Source organism: Nitrospirillum guanabarense (assembly GCF_034653355.1).
In the GTDB taxonomy this organism is placed as follows: domain Bacteria; phylum Pseudomonadota; class Alphaproteobacteria; order Azospirillales; family Azospirillaceae; genus Nitrospirillum.
In genome coordinates this window covers 1,580,906-1,599,133 of sequence record NZ_JAYEER010000004.1, presented here as the reverse complement: position 1 = coordinate 1,599,133, position 18,228 = coordinate 1,580,906, and the positions used below count along the sequence as shown (strand labels likewise).

General features: G+C 68.8%; 18 protein-coding genes. 11 read left to right on the top strand and 7 right to left on the bottom strand.

The window, feature by feature from the left end:
- Positions 1–40 precede the first annotated feature (40 nt).
- Together UAA55_RS25335 and UAA55_RS25330 are read left to right on the top strand one after the other, a co-directional pair.
- Complete coding sequence (locus UAA55_RS25335; protein ID WP_322956284.1) at positions 41–1,366, top strand: replication-associated recombination protein A; 1,326 nt, start codon at positions 41–43, stop codon at positions 1,364–1,366.
- A 116-nt stretch (positions 1,367–1,482) separates the two neighbouring features.
- Positions 1,483–2,472, top strand: coding sequence for a proline iminopeptidase-family hydrolase (locus UAA55_RS25330; RefSeq protein WP_322956283.1), 990 nt, complete (start codon positions 1,483–1,485; stop codon positions 2,470–2,472).
- Positions 2,473–2,491: 19 nt separating this feature from the next.
- Here UAA55_RS25330 and UAA55_RS25325 read toward each other — a convergent pair whose 3' ends face one another.
- Entirely contained in the window at positions 2,492–3,391 is a 900-nt protein-coding gene (locus UAA55_RS25325; protein WP_322956281.1) for an FUSC family protein, read from the bottom strand.
- Entirely contained in the window at positions 3,385–4,599 is a 1,215-nt protein-coding gene (locus tag UAA55_RS25320) for an FUSC family membrane protein (RefSeq protein ID WP_322956279.1), read from the bottom strand. The genes UAA55_RS25325 and UAA55_RS25320 overlap by 7 nt, the downstream gene beginning before the upstream one ends.
- A 163-nt stretch (positions 4,600–4,762) precedes the next feature.
- On the opposite strand from UAA55_RS25320, the gene UAA55_RS25315 reads away from it, so the two are divergent.
- Entirely contained in the window at positions 4,763–5,353 is a 591-nt protein-coding gene (locus UAA55_RS25315) for a hypothetical protein (protein WP_322956277.1), read from the top strand.
- Positions 5,354–5,362: 9 nt separating this feature from the next.
- Here UAA55_RS25315 and UAA55_RS25310 read toward each other — a convergent pair whose 3' ends face one another.
- Positions 5,363–7,162 carry a CHAT domain-containing protein gene (locus tag UAA55_RS25310; protein ID WP_322956276.1) on the bottom strand — a complete coding sequence of 600 codons (1,800 nt, stop codon included), beginning with the start codon at positions 7,160–7,162 and terminating at the stop codon, positions 5,363–5,365.
- Positions 7,163–7,237: 75 nt separating this feature from the next.
- The gene (locus tag UAA55_RS25305) at positions 7,238–8,575 is read right to left on the bottom strand and encodes a hypothetical protein (protein ID WP_322956274.1); all 1,338 of its coding nucleotides are present in this window, start codon (positions 8,573–8,575) and stop codon (positions 7,238–7,240) included.
- Positions 8,576–8,809: 234 nt separating this feature from the next.
- Here UAA55_RS25305 and UAA55_RS25300 point away from each other — a divergent pair, with 234 nt between their 5' ends.
- Both UAA55_RS25300 and UAA55_RS25295 read left to right on the top strand, forming a co-directional pair.
- On the top strand, positions 8,810–9,619 hold the full coding sequence (locus UAA55_RS25300) for an OmpA/MotB family protein (RefSeq protein ID WP_322956272.1): 810 nt from the start codon (positions 8,810–8,812) through the stop codon (positions 9,617–9,619).
- 72 nt (positions 9,620–9,691) lie between these two features.
- A complete protein-coding gene (locus UAA55_RS25295; protein WP_322956270.1) occupies positions 9,692–10,183 on the top strand; it encodes a heme-degrading domain-containing protein in 492 nt (163 codons plus the stop codon).
- A 115-nt stretch (positions 10,184–10,298) separates the two neighbouring features.
- Here UAA55_RS25295 and UAA55_RS25290 read toward each other — a convergent pair whose 3' ends face one another.
- Positions 10,299–10,748: a hypothetical protein gene (locus tag UAA55_RS25290; protein ID WP_322956268.1), complete on the bottom strand. Its 450-nt coding sequence runs from the start codon at positions 10,746–10,748 to the stop codon at positions 10,299–10,301.
- A gap of 193 nt (positions 10,749–10,941) precedes the next feature.
- Here UAA55_RS25290 and UAA55_RS25285 point away from each other — a divergent pair, with 193 nt between their 5' ends.
- The 6 genes from UAA55_RS25285 (at position 10,942) to UAA55_RS25260 (ending at position 15,113) form a co-directional block, all read left to right on the top strand.
- Positions 10,942–11,919, top strand: coding sequence for a hypothetical protein (locus UAA55_RS25285; RefSeq protein ID WP_322956267.1), 978 nt, complete (start codon positions 10,942–10,944; stop codon positions 11,917–11,919).
- A complete protein-coding gene (crcB, locus tag UAA55_RS25280) occupies positions 11,916–12,296 on the top strand; it encodes a fluoride efflux transporter CrcB (RefSeq protein ID WP_145609129.1) in 381 nt (126 codons plus the stop codon). The genes UAA55_RS25285 and crcB overlap by 4 nt, the downstream gene beginning before the upstream one ends.
- Complete coding sequence (locus UAA55_RS25275) at positions 12,293–13,306, top strand: RluA family pseudouridine synthase (RefSeq protein WP_322956263.1); 1,014 nt, start codon at positions 12,293–12,295, stop codon at positions 13,304–13,306. The genes crcB and UAA55_RS25275 overlap by 4 nt, the downstream gene beginning before the upstream one ends.
- 16 nt (positions 13,307–13,322) lie before the next feature.
- Positions 13,323–14,000 (top strand): HAD-IA family hydrolase, encoded by a 678-nt coding sequence (locus tag UAA55_RS25270; protein WP_322956261.1) that lies wholly within the window; start codon positions 13,323–13,325, stop codon positions 13,998–14,000.
- Positions 14,001–14,015: 15 nt separating this feature from the next.
- Positions 14,016–14,714 (top strand): ATP12 family chaperone protein, encoded by a 699-nt coding sequence (locus tag UAA55_RS25265; RefSeq protein WP_322956260.1) that lies wholly within the window; start codon positions 14,016–14,018, stop codon positions 14,712–14,714.
- A 99-nt stretch (positions 14,715–14,813) separates the two neighbouring features.
- Positions 14,814–15,113: an SCP2 sterol-binding domain-containing protein gene (locus UAA55_RS25260; RefSeq protein WP_088871739.1), complete on the top strand. Its 300-nt coding sequence runs from the start codon at positions 14,814–14,816 to the stop codon at positions 15,111–15,113.
- A gap of 79 nt (positions 15,114–15,192) precedes the next feature.
- Here the strand turns inward: UAA55_RS25260 and UAA55_RS25255 are convergent, their stop codons facing one another.
- A complete protein-coding gene (locus UAA55_RS25255; RefSeq protein WP_322956258.1) occupies positions 15,193–16,713 on the bottom strand; it encodes an FAD-binding oxidoreductase in 1,521 nt (506 codons plus the stop codon).
- A 145-nt stretch (positions 16,714–16,858) separates the two neighbouring features.
- Positions 16,859–18,217 carry a tetratricopeptide repeat protein gene (locus tag UAA55_RS25250; RefSeq protein ID WP_322956257.1) on the bottom strand — a complete coding sequence of 453 codons (1,359 nt, stop codon included), beginning with the start codon at positions 18,215–18,217 and terminating at the stop codon, positions 16,859–16,861.
- Between the last annotated feature and the right edge of the window lie 11 nt (positions 18,218–18,228).

Genomic DNA, 18,228 nt, shown 5'->3' with positions numbered 1-18,228 from the left:
GCATGGTGTTCCGGGTTTGTATCCGGGGTGTATGGACGTCATGGTGAAGAGCGGATCGGGTTCCCTGTTCGAGGCGGAGGCGCCGCGCCCGCTGGCCGATCGGCTGCGGCCGACCGCGCTGGACCAGGTGGTGGGGCAGGAGCATCTGCTGGGCCCCAAGGGGCCCATCGGCCGCATGGTGGCGGCCCACCGTCTCAGCTCCATGGTGCTGTGGGGCCCGCCGGGCTGCGGCAAGACCACTATCGCCCGCCTGCTGGCCCAGGCCACCACCCTGGCGTTCGAACCCTTGTCCGCCGTGTTCTCCGGCGTGGCCGACCTGCGCAAGGTGTTCGAGGCGGCCAAGCAGCGCCGCCAGGCGGGCCAGGGCACCCTGTTGTTCATTGATGAGATCCACCGCTTCAACCGCTCCCAGCAGGACGGCTTCCTGCCCTATGTCGAGGATGGCACCGTCACGCTGGTGGGCGCCACGACGGAGAACCCGTCGTTCGAGCTGAACGCCGCCTTGCTGTCCCGCGCCCAGGTCTTTGTCCTGAACCGGCTGGGGGAGGAGGCGCTGGAGAAGCTGATCGGCCGGGCGGAGGCGGAGGAGGAGCGCGCCCTGCCGCTGACCGAGGATGCGCGGGCGGCGCTGAAGGCCATGGCCGATGGCGACGGCCGCTATTTCCTGAATTTGGTGGAGGAGATTTACGCCGTGGTGCGTCCGGGGGAGGACCCGCTGGACACCAACGCCCTGACCGTGGCGGTGCAGCGGCGCATGCCCCTCTACGACAAGGCGCAGGAGGGGCACTACAACCTCATCAGCGCCCTGCACAAGTCGTTGCGCGGCTCGGATACCGACGCCGCCCTCTACTGGTATTCCCGCATGCTGGCGGGGGGCGAGGATCCGCGCTACATCGCCCGTCGCCTGGTGCGCTTCGCCAGCGAGGATATCGGCATGGCCGATCCCCAGGCCCTGACCATCGCCCTTGCCGCCTGGGACGCCTATGAGCGCCTGGGCAGCCCGGAGGGGGAATTGGCCATCGCCCAGTGCGTCATCTACCTGGGCACCGCCCCCAAATCCAACGCCGCCTACATGGCCATCAAGCAGGCCCAGCGGGCGGCCAAGGAGACCGGCAGCCTGATGCCGCCCATGCACATCCTGAACGCGCCCACCCGCCTGATGAAGGACCTGGGCTACGGCAAGGGCTACAACTACGACCACGACACGGCCGATGGTTTTTCCGGCCAGAATTATTTCCCCGATGGCATGGCGCGGCGGGAGTTCTATCAGCCGGTGGAGCGCGGCTTCGAACGCGAGATCAAGAAGCGCCAGGACTACTGGGCCAAGCTGCGCCAACGGGCGGCCGAGGGCGGCAGGGAGGGCTGAGGCCTGCCCTGATGGGCTATGCCCTTGAAATCATTTGCGGGGACAGGTGGCCTTCGGGCACCTCTATCGCGGAACGCGCGCCGGCATGCCGAGCGCCCCTTCCTATTGAGGATTTCATGGACCGCAGACAGTTCCTGTCGGCCGCCGCCGTTCTGGCCGCCGCGACCGCCCCGATGACGCCTTCCCTGGCCGAGGCCGCCCCCGCCGCTCCCCTCAACCCGCCCGGCATTCGCGTGGCCGGCATCCGCATGATCCCGGTGGCGGGGGGCAAGTACAAGGTCTGGACCAAGAAGATCGGCAGCGGCGCCGTGAAGGTGCTGCTGCTGCACGGCGGCCCCGGCTTTTCCCACGAATACCTTGAGGCGATGGAGTCCTTCCTGCCCGAGGCCGGGATCGAGATGTACTATTACGACCAGCTGGGCTCGAACAATTCCGACCAGCCGGACGATACCAGCCTGTGGACCCTGCCGCGCTTCGTGGAGGAGGTGGAGGAGGTACGCCAGGGATTGGGCCTGGACCAATTCGTGCTGTACGGCCATTCCTGGGGTGGCATCCTGGCCATCGACTACGCCCTGAAATATCAGCGACACCTGAAGGGTCTGGTCATTTCCAACATGGCGGCCGGCATCCAGGCCTACCTAAAGCGCGTCAACGCCCTGCGCAGCCTGATGAAGCCCGATTCCCAGAAGCTGATCCGGGAGCTGGAGGCGAAGCAGGCCTATGACGACCCAGCGTACGAGAAGATCATGATGGAGGAGATGTATCCCCAGATGATCTGCCGTCTTGACCCCTGGCCGGAGCCTGTCACCCGCGCCTTCCGCCACGCCAACCTCACCATCTACAACCAGATGCAGGGAAAGAGTGAGCTGGAGGTGACGGGCAACCTGAAGGATTGGGAGCGTTGGGATCAGCTATCCCAAATCAAGGTGAAGACCCTGACCATCGGCGCCACCCATGACGAGATGGATCCGGAAGACATGAAGCGCATGGCGACGCTGATGCCCAACGCCCGCTCCGTCATCTGCCCGCAGGGCAGCCACCTGTGCATGTGGGACGACCAGGAGTTCTACTTCAAGAACCTGATCCCGTTCCTGAAGAGCGTGTAAGTATAGCTATAGGACCGGGCTATGCCCTGTCCGGCGCCATGGCGCGGGCGTAGTCCTTGGCCGCCTGCACGACGTGGGTGACGGCGCGGGCGATGTCGTCCGGCGGTTCGCCCTCGCGCGCCAAGGCGCTATCATCCGTCGGCACGCCGCGCACCAGGGCGCCCAGGCGCATCGTGGCCGCCTCGCAGTAGCCGATGCGCCGGGCGTCGGGCGGGCCGGGGATGGTGCGCTCGTCCAGCCAGGCGACGGTGGCAGCCCCCGCGAGGCGGCGCAGGGTTTCCAGCAGGGCGGCGGCCTCATCCAGATGCGCCTTGCGGCGGCGGCCCTCCAGCACCATGCGCTGGCGCGTCACCTCGGCCGCCGTGCTGGCCAGGCCGGCGGCCCGGCGGGCGGCGTCGATCTCGGCATAGGGCGTGTGGCCCGCCCGCACCACCAGGGTGGCGTAGCGCATGTTGGCCTCCACCGCCGCCGCCAGGCGGTGGGGGAAGCCCTTGGGCTCCCGCTCCGGCCACAGGACGAGGCAGCCGGCCAAGCCGATAACGCTGCCCAGCGTGTTGTTGAAGGCGCGGGCCAGGGCGATGCCCTCGCCGTGGGCGTTCAGGCCGGGGTGCAGTAGGTCGGCGACCAGGACGAACAGCGGCGTCAGGAAAGTGACGAACAGGCTGTAGCTGACGGAGCGCAGCGCGATGGTGGCGGCGGCCAGGGGGAAGATGGCGGCCAGCAGCGCGAGGGGCGTGGGCAAGGCCACGGCCAGGAAGGCGGCCGCCGCCCCGCCGATGACGCTGCCCACCACGCGCTCCAGGGTACGCGGCCAGGTGGTGGCCGCCTGCGGCTGCATCACCACCACCGCCGCCATGGTGGCCCAGTAGGCGTAGGCGACGTCGAGATAGGCCGTGACGGCGTAGGTGGCCGTCACCACCAGGGCGACGCGCAGGGCATGCCGCGCGATGGGGAGGAGGGCGCCAGGGCCAGGCGCAGGGCGCGGGCCGGGGTCAGGCGCCGGCGCGGCGTCTCGTCATTTTCGGGCACGGTGGCCAGCGCGCCGTCGTCCACCGGCGGCGCCCAGGCGCGCGTCAGGTCGGCCAGGGCCTGGGCGCAGACCTGGGCCACGCGGCCCACCAGGTCGTGCGCCGGCCGGGCGACGCGGTCCAGCACCTCCGCCTCATAGGCCACCAGGGCGCCGTCGGGCTCCGACCGCATCACCTGGCGGCTGGTGCGGTTGAGCGCGGCACGCAGCTGGCGCAGGGGCAGGGTATCGGCGTCGGTGGGCGTGCCGGCGGCGTGTGGTTCCAGGTCATAGCCCAGGGCGATCAGGCCGGCGAAGATACGCTCCCCCACCTCGATGGCGGCCAGCAGGGCGCGGCGGATGTCGCGCCCGTTGCCGCGCCCGGCGGAGAAGCGGCCCACGGCGGCGCGCGCCCGCTCTATCGTGTCGCGCACCGCGCGGCGATGCTCGGCGGCATGCGCCTTCCAGCGCGCGTCCTGGGTGGCGCCGCTGGCGTGCAGAGCCAGCAGTTCGGCCGTCATGTCACCCAGTTCGGAATAGATGGCGGCGACGGCGCGGCGCGCGGGGGCGTAGGGGTGGATGCGCCACAACACCAGGCATAGAGCCACGGCCCAGCCGCTGCCGGCCAGGAAGACGCCGGACAGACGCAGGGCGTCCAGCGGCGCCATGGGATAGCCCACCGCCACCACGGCGACGCAGCAGGCCAGCACGCCCACCTGGGTGGCGGCCGGGCCGTAGACGCGGCTGAGGCAGCAGATGAACAGGGCGACGAACAGGGCCGCCGCCGCCCAGCCGTGCCCCAGCGCTGCCACCGCGCTGACGGCCCCCGCCATGGCCGTGCCGATCAGGGCGAATCCGCCCATAGCCCGCAGCCGTACGCCGAAAGGCCCGCCGGGGTCAGCCAGGCAAGCCCAGAAGGCGGCAAAGGCCGCCCACGACAGGATGGGCTGGTCCAGGTACAGCGCCAGCGTGACCATCAGCGCCACCGCCGTGGCGGCGCGCAGACCCTCAGTGATGCCAATCTGCTCCGGCGTCAGCGCGAACGACCGCGCCTGCAGCCAGCGCGCGAGCCGGGCGAGCGGGGAGGAGCGGTCGGTGGGCACCGTGTGGGCGTGGGACATGGAAACTCAAGTAGGCGAACGGGTGGCCAGGGCAACGGTACCTCAAACTCGTTCGCAGATGCAGCATTGGTGTGTGCAATGCGGCATTGCTGGCGGGGAAGCTGGCGCTTCCCGGGTGGGCGCGGCCCGTGCGATGATCGCGCAAGGGTTGCGGGAGATATGAGTGCTGCGCTGGCTATTACGGATCGCGTTGTGGCTATGCCTGTCGGTGGCGACTGCTGTCGTCCTGCTAGTGCTGCTGTGGAAGGCGGCAGAGCTGGATCAGCAGACGACAGAGGACGAAAAGTTACCCATCTTCGTCGCGATGGTGGACGGGCTGGCGGACGCCTTGACCGGCTTCGGCGCCCGCCAGCCCGTCTATGTTTCCCTGGATGGGCGTATTTTTCCTGACGACCTGTTGCGGGAGGTGCGGGCGCGGCAGCCCGGCTTCTCCATCCTATCCTGTCCCCCGACATCAAAGCGCGACCGGAGGTGTGCCGAGGGCTACCGGGATGCCTTCGATGGTGAAGGGCCGCAGCCGCTTGTCGATGTGACCCGGTTCGAAATACCCCTCTGGCACCTCGCCCAGGTTCGTTACACCTTCCACAACGGATCGGGCGAACGCATCCTGATCAAGGTTTTTGGCAAATGGTGGATCATCCACCGCTGGGATGTCCATGTGCTGGTGACCAAGATCTTGGATGAGGACAATGGCGAATCCCCGGCCGATGATGAGGCGCCGAAGCAGCTGAAGGTGCCACGGGGTGGCCCCTAAGCCAGCCGGTCAGTGGGCCGCCAGCCGTTCTTCCAGCGCCGCCTTCACCGCGGCCACCGGCGCCGTCCAATCGCCCAGGCGCGTCTGCCGGAACAGGCGCAGGGATGGGTACCAGGGGCTGGTGTCGCCCCTGTCGTGCCAGCGCCAGTCGGTGGTGGGGGACAGCAGCAGGAAGGCCGGCACCTCCAGGGCGCCCGCCAGGTGGATGCAGGCGCTGTCGGAGCCGATGACCATGTCCAGCCCGGCCACCAGGGCGGCGGTGTCGGCCCAGTCGCGGATGGAGGCGGCGGCGTCGCGGATGCGGCCCGGGGGAACGGCCGGGGCGGTCAGGGCGGCCTTGGCCGGGCCCATCTGCAGGCTGATGAACTCCACGCCCGGCACGTCCAGCAGCGGCAGCAAGGGGGCGAGGCCGGGCGAGCGCCAGTGGTCGTCGGGGAAGTCCGGATTGCCCTGCCAGAACAGGCCGACGCGCAGGCCCCGCTTGGGACCCAGCATCTGCGCCCAGCGCAGCTTGCGGCCGGGGTCGGCCTTCAGATAGGGGCCGGTCCAGGGTACGGCGGCGGGTTCGGGGCAGAAGCGGCCGGGCAGGTCCATCATGGGCACCTGTGCATCCCAGGGCAGGGGTGCCGTAGAGGCCGCACCCGGCGCTGGCGTCTGCGCGTCCACCACCACGGCGCCATAGCCCTGAGCCGCCACCAGTGGGGCTAGGCCGGCCGGCACCTCGATGGTCAGGCGGGCGCCGGCCGCGGTCAACTGGGGCAGGAAGCGCAGGCACATCAGCGTGTCGCCCACCCCTTGCTCATGCCACACCAGCAGGCGCAGGCCGGCCGGGGTACCCATGGATGCGCCGGTTGACCAGGCCGGCAGGCCCTGGTGCCGGGGCGGCTTGGCAGCGGAGGGCCAGCGCCAGCGGTAGTGCTCGAAGCCCTCGCGATAACGTCCCAGGCGCAGCAGGCACAGGGCCACGCCGAAATTGGCCACCGGATCCTGGGGCGCCAGGGTGGCGGCCACCTGGAAGGCGGCCAGCGCCTCCTCCGACCGGCCCAGCAGGCGCAGCAGGACGCCCAGGTCGCGGTGGGGCAGCGGGGCATCCGGTCGGCGGCGCGTCGCCTCCGCCAGGTGGGCTTCCGCCTCTTCGAAGCGGAACAGGCTGGTCAGGGTGTTGGCCAGGGCGCAGCGGGGCAGGGGGGCGTCGGGGGCGGCGCTGACGGCGCGGGACAGCAGGCTGACGGCCTCGGCCGCGTCACCGGCCCGGCGTTTCAGCTCCCCCAGGTTGTTCAGGGCCAGGATGTTGAAGGGATCGCGCGCCAGGACATGGCGGTACCAGGTTTCCGCCTCGCCTCCCCGGCCCAGCCGTTCGCACAGGCGCGCCAGTTCCGTCACCGTGGGCAGATCGTCGGGCGCGCGTTCCACGCAGGCGCGCAGGGCGTCGGCGGCCGCCGACAGCTGTTCCAGCCGGGCCAGCAGGCGGGCCATGTTGCGCAGGGCGTCGGCATGGCTGGGGTTCAGGCGCAGGGCCTGAGTGTAGGCGGTCAGCGCCGCATCCGTGCGGCCCAGCGTGTCCAGCACCTGGGCGTGGTTGGCGTGGAAATCGGCGATGCCGGGACGCAGCGCGATGGCCCGCGCGATGAGGGATTCGGCCTCCGCCGCCTGTCCCGTTTGGGCGGTGGCGACCCCCAGCAGATGCAGGGCGTCCGGCTGCTCCGGCTCCTGCGCCAGCAGCGAGGAATAGAGCGCGCTGGCTTCCGCCAGGCGGCCGGCCCGGTGATGCTCCAGCGCCACCGCCAGGACCTCCCCGACGGTGCGCATACTCCGGGTCCTGGGTGCCTCGGGTGCCATACCCTAGTGATATCTCCAAGGGCGCAGGCATGCTAGCGGTGCCGGTCACATCTCTTTGGTTACATCCGGTTCGGCCGGCCCTTCCTCCGCGGTTGCCCCATCGGTCGGGCGCAACCACCGCAGAAGGCGGGACCATGGTCCCTTTGCCGGAACAGCTTGATCTTGGGCCGCCTCCGGTTCCGCTTCACCTTCCATCGCCGCCGTGCCGGCTGTTGTCGCCGGCGATGGCGGCACCTGTTGCCGCATCTCCGCGAAGTCCGCGACGGCTTGGCCCTGCAGCATGCGGAAGCCCGCATCCAGCGCGTGGTGGACCAGGGCCAGGCTGTCGCAATGGGTCAGGATGCAGCGGTCGGCGCCCAGGGTGCGGATCAGCTGGCGCAGCGTGGCGGTGGTCGGCAGCGCATGCGGACGAAGGGCCGCCGCGTCCGCTGTCGCCGGTCCCGCCCCCGGCATCAGCCGCAGCAGGACGTCCGGCGGCAGGGGGACCTCGGCGGCACGCTCGACCGGGACATGATCCAGCACCATCATGCACTGACGGCGCCGGCCGACCTGCAGGGCCTCCTCCACCGCGTCTGGCGCCACAAGCCACTCCGCGTACGGCAGTTCAATGGCAAGCCGGGCATGCCAGTGGGCGGGCAGTTCATCCAGCAGAACGGCGAAATCTCCCTGACGCACACTGCCGGCATGGAACTTGATGGCGATGGGAAGCCGGGGGAAGGTGTCGTCCCGCAGCAGGTGATGCAGCATCCGGCGGTCCAAAATTTCGGTCACGCGGGCGTGCATCCATGGAGAGCCGACGATGGTCACGCCGAACAGGCGCTCCAGCGCCGACAGATCCACCGTCTGTTCCAGCATGACGGGTTCCAGCGAGGTGCCGTCCTCGTCAATCCTGTAGACGGCCTGCCGACGGATCAGGGACGACAGGTCGGCGCTGTGGAGGCCGCGTTCGACACGCAGCAGGGCGATCACCTCGTCCGTGGCGGGAGAGGGCGAGACCAGGGACCTGTCCCCCATCAGGATGCGCAGGCAGGCGACCAGCGGCTTCGTTTCGCGGGGCAGGTCGAACCAGTGCACGTCAACCTTTCCCTGCTGCGCGGTGGCGAACACCTGACAGACGCGGTTGGTCGCGGCCAGCAACGTCTCATCACTCGCCGCATCGCCAACAAGAAGCCAGCCGTACGAACCTACTACGTAAGTACTAATACGAACGGCCTGACCCAAAGGGGCTATGACCGCCTTTAGTTCCGCATCAACAATTCTGTGAATGATTGGTTCGTAGGCGTCCACGATCCCCGACAGATCGAGCAAGGCGGCGCAACCCTGCTGCTTATTCTGTGTAATACTGGCAATCTCCGCCAGTATATTTGACGTATTCGTGGCCATGATAGGCCTTTCCCGTGTCTGACGTGCCTGCGCATCCTTCAGTCTTGCGCGATTGTTATTGTACATTATCGTTCAAAATCTCTGGGATGATCTGAATCAATTATGTTTTTTTGGGTCACGCTACACTGGCAGTCATGATTTTCAGAGGATTGATTTCAACCTCGACATCAGCACTCCGCGTGGGGCGGGGCCGGCCGGGACGCGCCGACGCCAATCCCCGAATTCCAGCCTGCAATGGACATGATGACGGACCTCTGGCGCCTCGAACGATCAGGGCGTGAAGCCGGCAAGCCCGGAGTCACGCCCTCTGGCCCAACCCGGCGGCCAAACCCCACCAAGTTCGCCACCCTGCCGCCTCCGGCGGAGGAGTCGGAGGAATGGGTCATCAGCTACATGGACATGGTCACGCTGCTGATGGTCGTCTTCCTGGGGATGGTGGCGATCCTGGGCATGAAGGGGCGGCTGTCCGCCAAGCCGGAGGGCGACGGATCCCCGACGGTCACCCGCGAAAGCGCCACCCCGGTGGTTGTACCCGCCTTGGCGCTTCAGGAAAGCGCCGTGGGCGATGAAGCGCCGGGGACCGGCCCGGCCGATGCCGCGCACGGCGGCGGTGTCATCCTGACGCCGGCCGCCCAGGCGCTGTTGACCCAACTGGAAGCGGCTGGCCAAGGGGCCAATCTCGATGTCATCCTCGCGGATCGGAAGCTGACCATCGCCATCAAGGACCGCATCCTGTTCGCCTCGGGCAGGGCTGATCTGGCGCCGTCGGGCCGGCGGCTGCTGGCAACGGTGGCCCGGGGTCTGGGGACGCTGACGGGGATCATCACGGTCGAAGGTCACACCGACGACGTGGCCATATCCACCGCCCGCTTCCCCACCAATTGGGAGCTGTCGTCCGCCCGCGCCAGCGCCGTGGTGCGGGAACTGATCGCCAACGGCGTCGACCCCGCCCGCCTGCGGGCCGTGGGCTATGCCAATACCAAGCCGTTGGATGTGCGCGACCGGGCGGCCAATCGCCGGGTCACCATCGTGGTCGAGCAATGAGGGGGCTGCGCGTCGGACGAAGGGTGGTTACCTTGCGACGTCGCCGCCGACCGCTCACGAAAGGTCCGTCCCATGTTCCACGAAGAAGACCTGCGCCGCATCGCTTTGCAGGAGCAGCGGCTGGTGTTCGAGCAATTCGGGCAGGACGAGGCTTGGGCGTTGGGCCTATGGCTGCGGCAGGCGGGGCTGGAGCGGGGCGGGGCGCTGGTGGTGGATGTGTCGCTGCACCGGCAGCAGATGCTGCGCCTGGCGGTGGGGCCGGCCACGCCGGACCATGACGACTGGGTGCGGCGCAAGCGCGCCACGGCCCTGCACTTCGCCCGCAGCTCCTACGCCATCGGCATCTCCCTCGCGCAGCAAGGCACGACGCTGGAGATCAAGAGTGGGCTGCCGCATCGGGACTATGCCACCCATGGCGGCGCGGTGCCGCTGGTGGTGAAGGGGGCGGGCTGCATCGGCGCGTTGACCGTCTCCGGCCTGCCCCAGCGCGAGGACCACACCCTGGCCATGGCCGCCCTGGCCCATGTGCAGGGCCGCGACATCAGCGACATCGTGCTGGTGTAGTCCACACAAACGTGGCGGCGCACTTTGCGCCGCCGTAGGCCGCGACCGCGACCGCCGGAGATTCCGGGGAGTGTAGCGGACTGGAAATCGAGGAGAACGGGCGCGGATGCGTCCGTTAACGGTCTAAGGTGATCGGCCCGTCGCGGGTGGTTCCGGTGTTGGCTTCCGGCGCCTTGGTCAGGGTGTCGCCTCGGCTGCGCTTTTCCTCGTGCTTGCCATAAATCTTGTCCAGGCGCTCGAACTCCGCCTTGTGGAAGGCCTCGACCTCCTCCCGGTTGCCGAACTGGGGGGCGGTGATGATGATGTCGTCGATGGGGCCGTCGGTGCGCGGCGGCTCCACCGCGTCCGGGTCCTTGGGCGGCGCCGCCACCTTGACCACCGAGGTGGGCAGGCCGTTCTTGTCCAGGCCGGCCTTGGGCGCGTCGGCCTGCGGCGCTGACGCGGCGGCGGGCTGCTGGGTCGTCTGGGCCAGGGCGGGGGCGGCGAGAACCGTCAGGGCGAGCGCCGCCGTGCCCAGCAGTGGGGGCAGCGAACGGGCGGAAGAAAGCCAATTACGGGCGAACACGGGAAAAACTCCGCAGCGACGGTCATATAGCTTACCACGTGGGACCGCCCTGCCAACTGTTGCCTGCCTGACCGCCATGCGCGCGTCCGTTGCAGACAGGGCAAGGGTAGGGTGGTTGAAAAGCGTCCGCCCGCCGCCTCGCGGTACCGCGAGAGGCCTAGGGCCTGGCCGCCCAAGGGATTAGGAGACGCTGGTGCCGGTCTTTGATGAGTATATCGGTATCGATTGGACCGGCGCCTTGCCCGCCCGGGGTATCGCCATCGCCCGTGTCCGGCCGGATGAGGCGGCGGTCCACCTGGTGCCGCCGCCCGGGCGGCATTGGACCCGCCGCCAGGCCATGGATTGGGTGGCTGGGCGCCTGGCGGACCATCACCGCGCCGGCGCCCGCGCCCTGGTGGGCATCGACTGCGGCTTTTCCCTGCCCTATGTGCCGGGCATGGGATACCTCGACGGCCGCGCCGGTGATGTGGACGACATGATGGGCCTATGGGACGTGGTGGACGAGGCCGCTGGGGACGGCCCTGGCGCCGATGACTTCTGCGGCACCCCGGCGCTGGCCGACCCGCGCCTGGGCCCCAGTTTCTGGCTGGCGGGGCGGCGGCCGGCGCACTGGACGGACGCGGAGGGTGGGGGCAAGCGCCGCCGGGTGGAGCTGGTGGCCGCCCGCACCGGCGTGGGCACCCCCGTTTCCGTCTTCAACCTGGCGGCGGCGTCCAAGCAGGTGGGCAAGGCCTCGCTGGCCGGCATGCGCTCGCTGCGCCACCTGAAGGGGAGCCTGGGCGACGCGCTGGCGGTGTGGCCGTCGGAAGCGCTGACCGGGCCGGATGGCGCCGCCCGGTCGGCGGTCACGGAGATCTATCCCACCCTGTTCCGGCGCCGTGCGCACGGCCTGGCCAAGATTTGCGATTGGGCCGACATGGCGGCGGCGCTGGCCAAGGTTGGCTGCCATGCGGGGGTGGGGGTGCCGGCGGCCTTTGACGACCACGCCGGGGATGCCATGATCGCCGCCGCCGGCATGATGCGTTGGGCGTCCTTCGACGATGTCTGGACGCCCAAGGGGCTGGACACCGGCACGGCGCGGCGCGAAGGATGGATTTTTGGCGTCACCGGCGATATGTCGGGTGGCGACATCGCCATTGGCGGGGCCGCCGCCTTCGGGGGTCGGGGATGAACCAGGTTATCGTCGTCGCCGTGGGCGGCGCCTTGGGCTCGGTGCTGCGCTATCTGTCGCAGGTGTGGCTGGGGCGCTGGCTGGGGCTGGATTTCCCCTGGGGCACGCTGTTCGTGAACGTTGCGGGCTCCGTGCTCATGGGTGTGCTGGCGGAGGCTGCGGGCCGGGTGTGGCATCCCTCGCCGGAGCTGCGCGCCTTCCTGGCGGTGGGCGTATTGGGCGGGTTCACCACCTTCTCCTCCTTCTCGCTGGACATCGGCACGCTGGTGTCGCGAGGGGATTGGCCGGTGACGATGCTGTATTTCATGGCGACGCTGGTGGTCGGCGTCGGCGGTCTTTTTGTGGGCATGGCCCTGGTACGTGCGGTGATGTCATGAGTGATGAGGGTGGCCGTAAGGTCGAGACGCGGACCGTGACCGCCGATGAGGCGGAGATGCGTCTGGACCGCTGGTTCAAGCGGCATTTCCCGGCGCTGAGCCATATCCAGCTGGAAAAGCTGCTGCGCACCGGCCAGGTGCGGGTGGACGGCGGCCGCGTCAAGGGCGCCACGCGCCTGGAGGCTGGGCAGTCCGTGCGCATTCCCCCCATGCCCGACCTGGCGCCCCTGGCGCCGGGCGCCGTGACGCGCAAGGAACGGCCGGTCTTGTCGGACAAGGAAGTGAAGGCCCTGCGCGACGCGGTGCTGTATCGCGACGGCGACGTCATCGTGCTGAACAAGCCCGCCGGCCTGGCGGTGCAGGGCGGTACCGGCCAGAACAAGCATTTGGACGCCATGCTGGACGTGCTGACCTTCGACGGGAAGGAGCGGCCCAAGCTGGTCCACCGCCTGGACAAGGATACCAGCGGCTGCCTCGTGCTGGCCCGCACCAGTTTCGCCGCCACGCGCTTGGCTGGATATTTCCGGGGCAAGGAGGCGCGCAAATACTACTGGGCCGTCACTGTCGGCGTGCCCAAGCAGCACCAGGGCAAGATCGACGCCGCCCTGGCCAAGGAAGCCGGCACGCGCGGCGAGCGCATGGCGGTGGACGAGGATGAGGGCGCGCGCGCCGTCACCCTGTATCAGGTGATCGAGAACGCGCACCGGCACGCCGCCTTCGTGGCCCTATGGCCGCTGACCGGCCGCACCCACCAACTGCGCGCCCACATGGTGGCCATCGGCACGCCCATCCTGGGGGATGGCAAGTACGCGGGGCAGGAGGCCTTCCTGGCCGGCGGCGCCGAGCTGCCGCGTCAGCTGCACCTGCACGCCCGCCGCATCATCATTCCCAATCCGCGCGGCGGCAAGCCCATCGACGTGACGGCCAACCTGCCGCCGCACATGGCCAAGACCTGGGACTATTTCGGTTTCGACATGAATGATGGCGACCCGTTCGCCAGTTACGCGTGATCCTGGGGGCGTGATCATGTCGGGCTTCAACCGCCTGGCCCTGTTCGACTGCGACGGGACGCTGGTGGACAGCCAGCACGCCATCATCGCCGCCATGGCCGCGGGCTTCGCCAGTCAGGGGCTGACACCGCCGCCCGATGAGGCGGTGCGGCGGCAGGTGGGGCTGTCGCTGGAGGTTGCCGTGCTGGGCCTGCTGCCCGAAGGGGTGGGGGCGGGCGCCGTGGCCGGCATCGTCGCCGCCTATAAGGACGCGTTCTTTGCGAACCGGGCCAAGGGCATCGCGCAAGAGCCGCTCTATCCCGGCCTGGTGGCGGCCTTGGACGCGCTGGAGGCGGCGGGCTTTCTGCTGGGCATCGCCACCGGCAAGTCGCACCGGGGCCTGGTCGCCACGCTGGAGCATCACGGCCTGAACGGTCGCTTTGTCACCTTGCAGACGGCGGACCGCGCCCAGGGCAAGCCCTCGCCGGACATGGCCCTGCGGGCGATGGCGGAGGCCGGCGCCGACCCGGCGACCACCGTGGTCATCGGCGACACCAGCTATGACATGCAAATGGCGCGCAACGCCGGGGCCGCCGCGCTGGGCGTGGCCTGGGGCTATCACGCGCCGAAGAGCTTGCTGGCGGCCGGCGCCGCCCGCGTCTGTCACGACTATGCCGAGGTGCCGGCGGCGGTGGCCGCCCTGGTGTCGGCCTGAGCTAGGAACGATCTGATGAAGCGGATTTACAAGACGGTGGCCGTGGTGCCCGGCACGCATGGTGGCTGGCAGGTGCGGCTGGACGCGCGCATCCTGAAGTCGCCGGCGAAGGCCGACCTGGTGCTGCCGACCGAAGCGCTGGCCCGGGCGGTGGCGGCGGAGTGGGACGCCCAGGGCGACACCGTCGTGCCGGATGCCATGCCCATGATGCAGCTGGCCTCCACTTGCGTCGACCGGGTGGGGCCGCAGCGCGCCACCATCCTGGACGGGGCGGCCGCCTATGGCGGCACCGACCTGTTGTGCTATCGCGCGGCGGAGCCCGCCAAGCTGGCGGAGCGGCAGTCCCGCGCCTGGCAGCCGCTGTTGGACTGGGCGGCGTTGCGCTACGACGCCCTGCTGCAGACCACCACCGGCATCATGCACCGCGCCCAGGATCCGTCGGCGCTGAACGCGCTGAAGCGCGCGCTGGAGGAACTGGACGACTGGCAGTTGACCGGTGTGCAGAACGCCGTGGCCCTGACCGGGTCGCTGGTGCTGGGCCTGGCCCTGTTTGAAGGCCGTATCGACGCCGACCAGGCCTTCGAGCTGGCCGAACTCGACGAGTCGTTCCAAATCGAGCAGTGGGGCGAGGATGATGAGGCCAAGGACCGGCGCGCATCGCTGAAGGCCGATCTGGCTGCCAGTTTGCGTTACCTGGGATTCCTGAAGGCCTGAGCCGGGGGGCGGCAGAAAACATTGGAACTGGGCGCGCGGCGCCCCCTTATATGCAGTGCAACAACCGCTCGGCCCCGCATATCAAGGACCCGTTCCCCCATGACCTTCGATCAGCTTGAAGCCAAGATGCGCGCCTCGCTTTCCCAGTTCACCGGCTTGGGCGCCAAGGTGAAGTTCGACTTCGGCACCGACGGGGCGCTGTTCCTGGACGCGACCAAGGTGCCCACCGTGTCGCGCGACCCGGTGGATGTGAACACCACCCTGAAGATCTCGCTGGCCGACTTCGTGAAGCTCAGCGAAGGCAAGCTCAGCCCCACCCTGGCCTTCACCTTCGGCAAGCTGAAGGTCCAGGGCGACATGGGCGTGGCCCTGAAGTTGGCCGGCATGCTGGATGATTGAGTAGTTCCGCCTTCGGGCGGCGCCAGGGGTATGGGCACTCCGTTCCCCTGGCGCCGTGTCCGGGATGCTTTGCCCTGGATCAGGCCGGCTTGATCGCCTGGGCGAAGGTGAACAGCGAACCCGGGTCGACTTCCGCCTTCACCTTCTGCAGGTCCCGGTAGTTCTCCGCGTAATAGGCGCCTTGCCAATCCCTCAGCGCCGGGTCCGGGAAGTTCTGGTACGCGCCCCCCAAGGGGGTGAGCCGGCGCACCTTGTCATAGAACTGCTGCTGCCAGACTAGGTTGTCCGACACCAGGCTGGGCGGATCGCGCAGTTCCCACCAGTTGACCTCGCTGGAGAACAGCCAGTCGAAACCGCGGTGGACAAAGGCCGTGTCGGTGGGCTTCAGCTTATTCACTTCCCCGCCCACCTGGAAGAACTTGAAGGAAGACGGCAGGCTGGTGCCGGGCATGGCCCGGGCCGTGGCGATCATATCGGCCACCGCCTTTTCTGTCAGGTTCTCCGTCTTCAGGAAGACGGACTGCTCCCGGTAAAAATAGGGGAAGGCCTCTTCCGCCAAAATGTCCTGCGCCTCCCAATAGGGCACGTCGATTTCAATCTTGCGCTTCGGATCCGCCTGTTCCAGCAGGGTGCCGAACAACTCCTTCAAGGGGGGAGTGCCCCGGTGAGCCTGTCCCATGACGGAGATGACGATGTCGTCGCCCTGGGCCCGCTGCTCCGGCGTCGGGGGGGTGACGGAGATTTTGCAGCCAAAGCCGGGGGGCGCCTCTTGCAGGCGGTGCAGCAGGTCATACAACACCCGTTCCTGGTTTTTGCTCCAGTTCAGGATGAACACCGTGACGGTGCTGACCGGGAAGGTCTGGAGGGTGAAGCTGGTGTTAACGCCGAAATTGCCGCCGCCGCCGCCTTGGCAGGCCCACAACAGCTTGGCGTGCTCGGTGGCGCTGGCCGTCACCTTCTCGCCATTGGCCAGTATCAGGTCGGTGGAGCGCAGCAGATCCGACCCGATGCCGTAAAGTCGCATGTTGAAGCCGATGCCGCCGCCCAGCAGGAAACCGGCGGCGCCCACGCCTTCACACCGGCCGTGGGTGATAGTGCGGCCCATGCGCTCGAGCGCCCGGTAGACCGCCACGTTGATGGCGCCGCCGCCGATGATGACGCGGTCGCCGTCCGCCTTGATCTTGGCCATGGGCGACATGTCGACCAGCAGACCGGAGGTGGTGGAGAAGCCGGCGTAGTTGTGACCACCGGACCGCACGGCGAAGGGCGTGTTGGTGTTCTGTGCCCATTTCAGGCAGGCACTCACGTCCGCGTCGGTCTCGCAGCGGGCGATGGCCGCCGGACGCTGGGAATAGGACAGGTTGTTAACCTGGGAGTAGTTGCTGAAATAAGCGTCATTGGGCAAGACCAAGTCGCCCTTCATGGCCCGCGCCAGGTCGGACCAGGCCCCCTTGCTGACCACACGGGGCAGAGGATGCAGTTCTATGCCGGGGTCTGCCAGCAACTGCTGCGCCTTGGCTGGCAGACTGGCTCCCACCGCCAGGGCGCCCAGCCCTTTTAGCAAGGACCGCCGCGCCGTCGCCGTCTCGAATGCTCCCATCGTAAATCGCTCCCCTTAATCGCGTTGTTCTGGGGATTTCTTCCACCATTTGGGGCATCGTGACAAGAAAGACTTTCCCGTGTCTGGCACCCACGCCACCATCGGCATCGCCAACCGGCGCGGACACCTGGTGATTTGACTCCCGTCAGCGCTTGAGGCTGAGCCAGACGTTATGGCCGTCGTGGAAGGCGTTGATCTCCACCATCTCGCCCGCCATCAGGTCCAGTGGGTGGCGAGGCAGGTAGAGGCCGGGTTGCCAGCCCGACGCCTCGGCGGGCGTGAGGGGGCTGTTCTCGAACTCCACGCCGTCCCACAGCCTCAGCCATATCCATTGCAGCAGGCCGACGCAGCGGCCATCGGCGGTCACCGGCACGGCTTGGCTGCTGCGCCAGCTTTGTCCCGGCCGGGGATCGGCCAGGTCCACGGTCAGGGCCTGCACGGGGGCGGACAGCGGCTTGAAGGGCACGATGCGGTCCAGGCGGACGGCACGGGGGGCCAGGCGGTTGAAGTCGCCGAGGTTGAAGCCGCAGGCCTCCTCCACGAAGAAGCTGCGCTCCATCACCCGGCTTTCGGCCAGCAGGGCGCGCACGCCGCCGGCCTGGGGGATGATTCGCGCCTCGGGCGTCAGCAGCCGGTCCTTGGCGTCGCGCACCGCCGGCAGCACCCGCTCCGACAGCAGGTCGCTGGACAGGATCTCGGAGACCAGCAGGTCGGCCGGGCGCGGCAGATCCTTGCCCACCGTCACCGTGCCCGACGGTTTGGCGATGACGGTGACGCGATCGGCATAGCCGTTGGCGGCGATGATGGCGCGCGCCGTTTCGGCGATGGTGGGATCGGCCTCGCAGGTATAGACGTGGGCGGCGCCGGCGCGGGCGGCCATCATGGCCAAGAGGCCGGAGCCGGTGCCGATCTCCAACACGATGTCGCCGGGGCGCACGGCGGCGGTGAGGGCCGCCTCATAGGCCGCGTTGCGCTCGACGTCGTTCATCATCGGCACATGCCAGCGCGGCGTCAGGGCGGTGCGCAGCTTGGCCAGTTGCAGTTCCGCCTCGATGAAGTCCGGCTTCAGCTCCAGCGCCGTCTCGGTGTGCACCACCGCCTCGGCCAGGCGGCCCAGGTCGCGCAAGGCCGCCGCCAGGTTGAAGCGGTTGATGGGATCGTCCGGTTCCGCCGCCACGGCGCGGGCGAAGCTCTCCGCCGCCTCGTTGGTGTGGCCCAGCTTCTGATGGCAGAGGCCGATGTTGAAATCACGGCCGCGCCAGGTCGGGTCCAGGCTGACGGCTTTGCGGAAGGCGTCCAGCGCCTCTTTCCACTGGCCCAGGTGCTTGCGCACGGTGCCCAGGTTCCAGTGCACGGCCGAGGCCCGCGGCAGCATGCGGGCGACCTCGCGGTACACGGCCTCCGCTTCCGCCCAGCGGCCCTGGTTCTGGTGCTCCACCCCCTGGGCGAACAGTTCCTCGGCGGGGATGGTGGGGCCGGCTGGCGGCTTGGGAGGCTTGGCCATGGGGGCAGGCG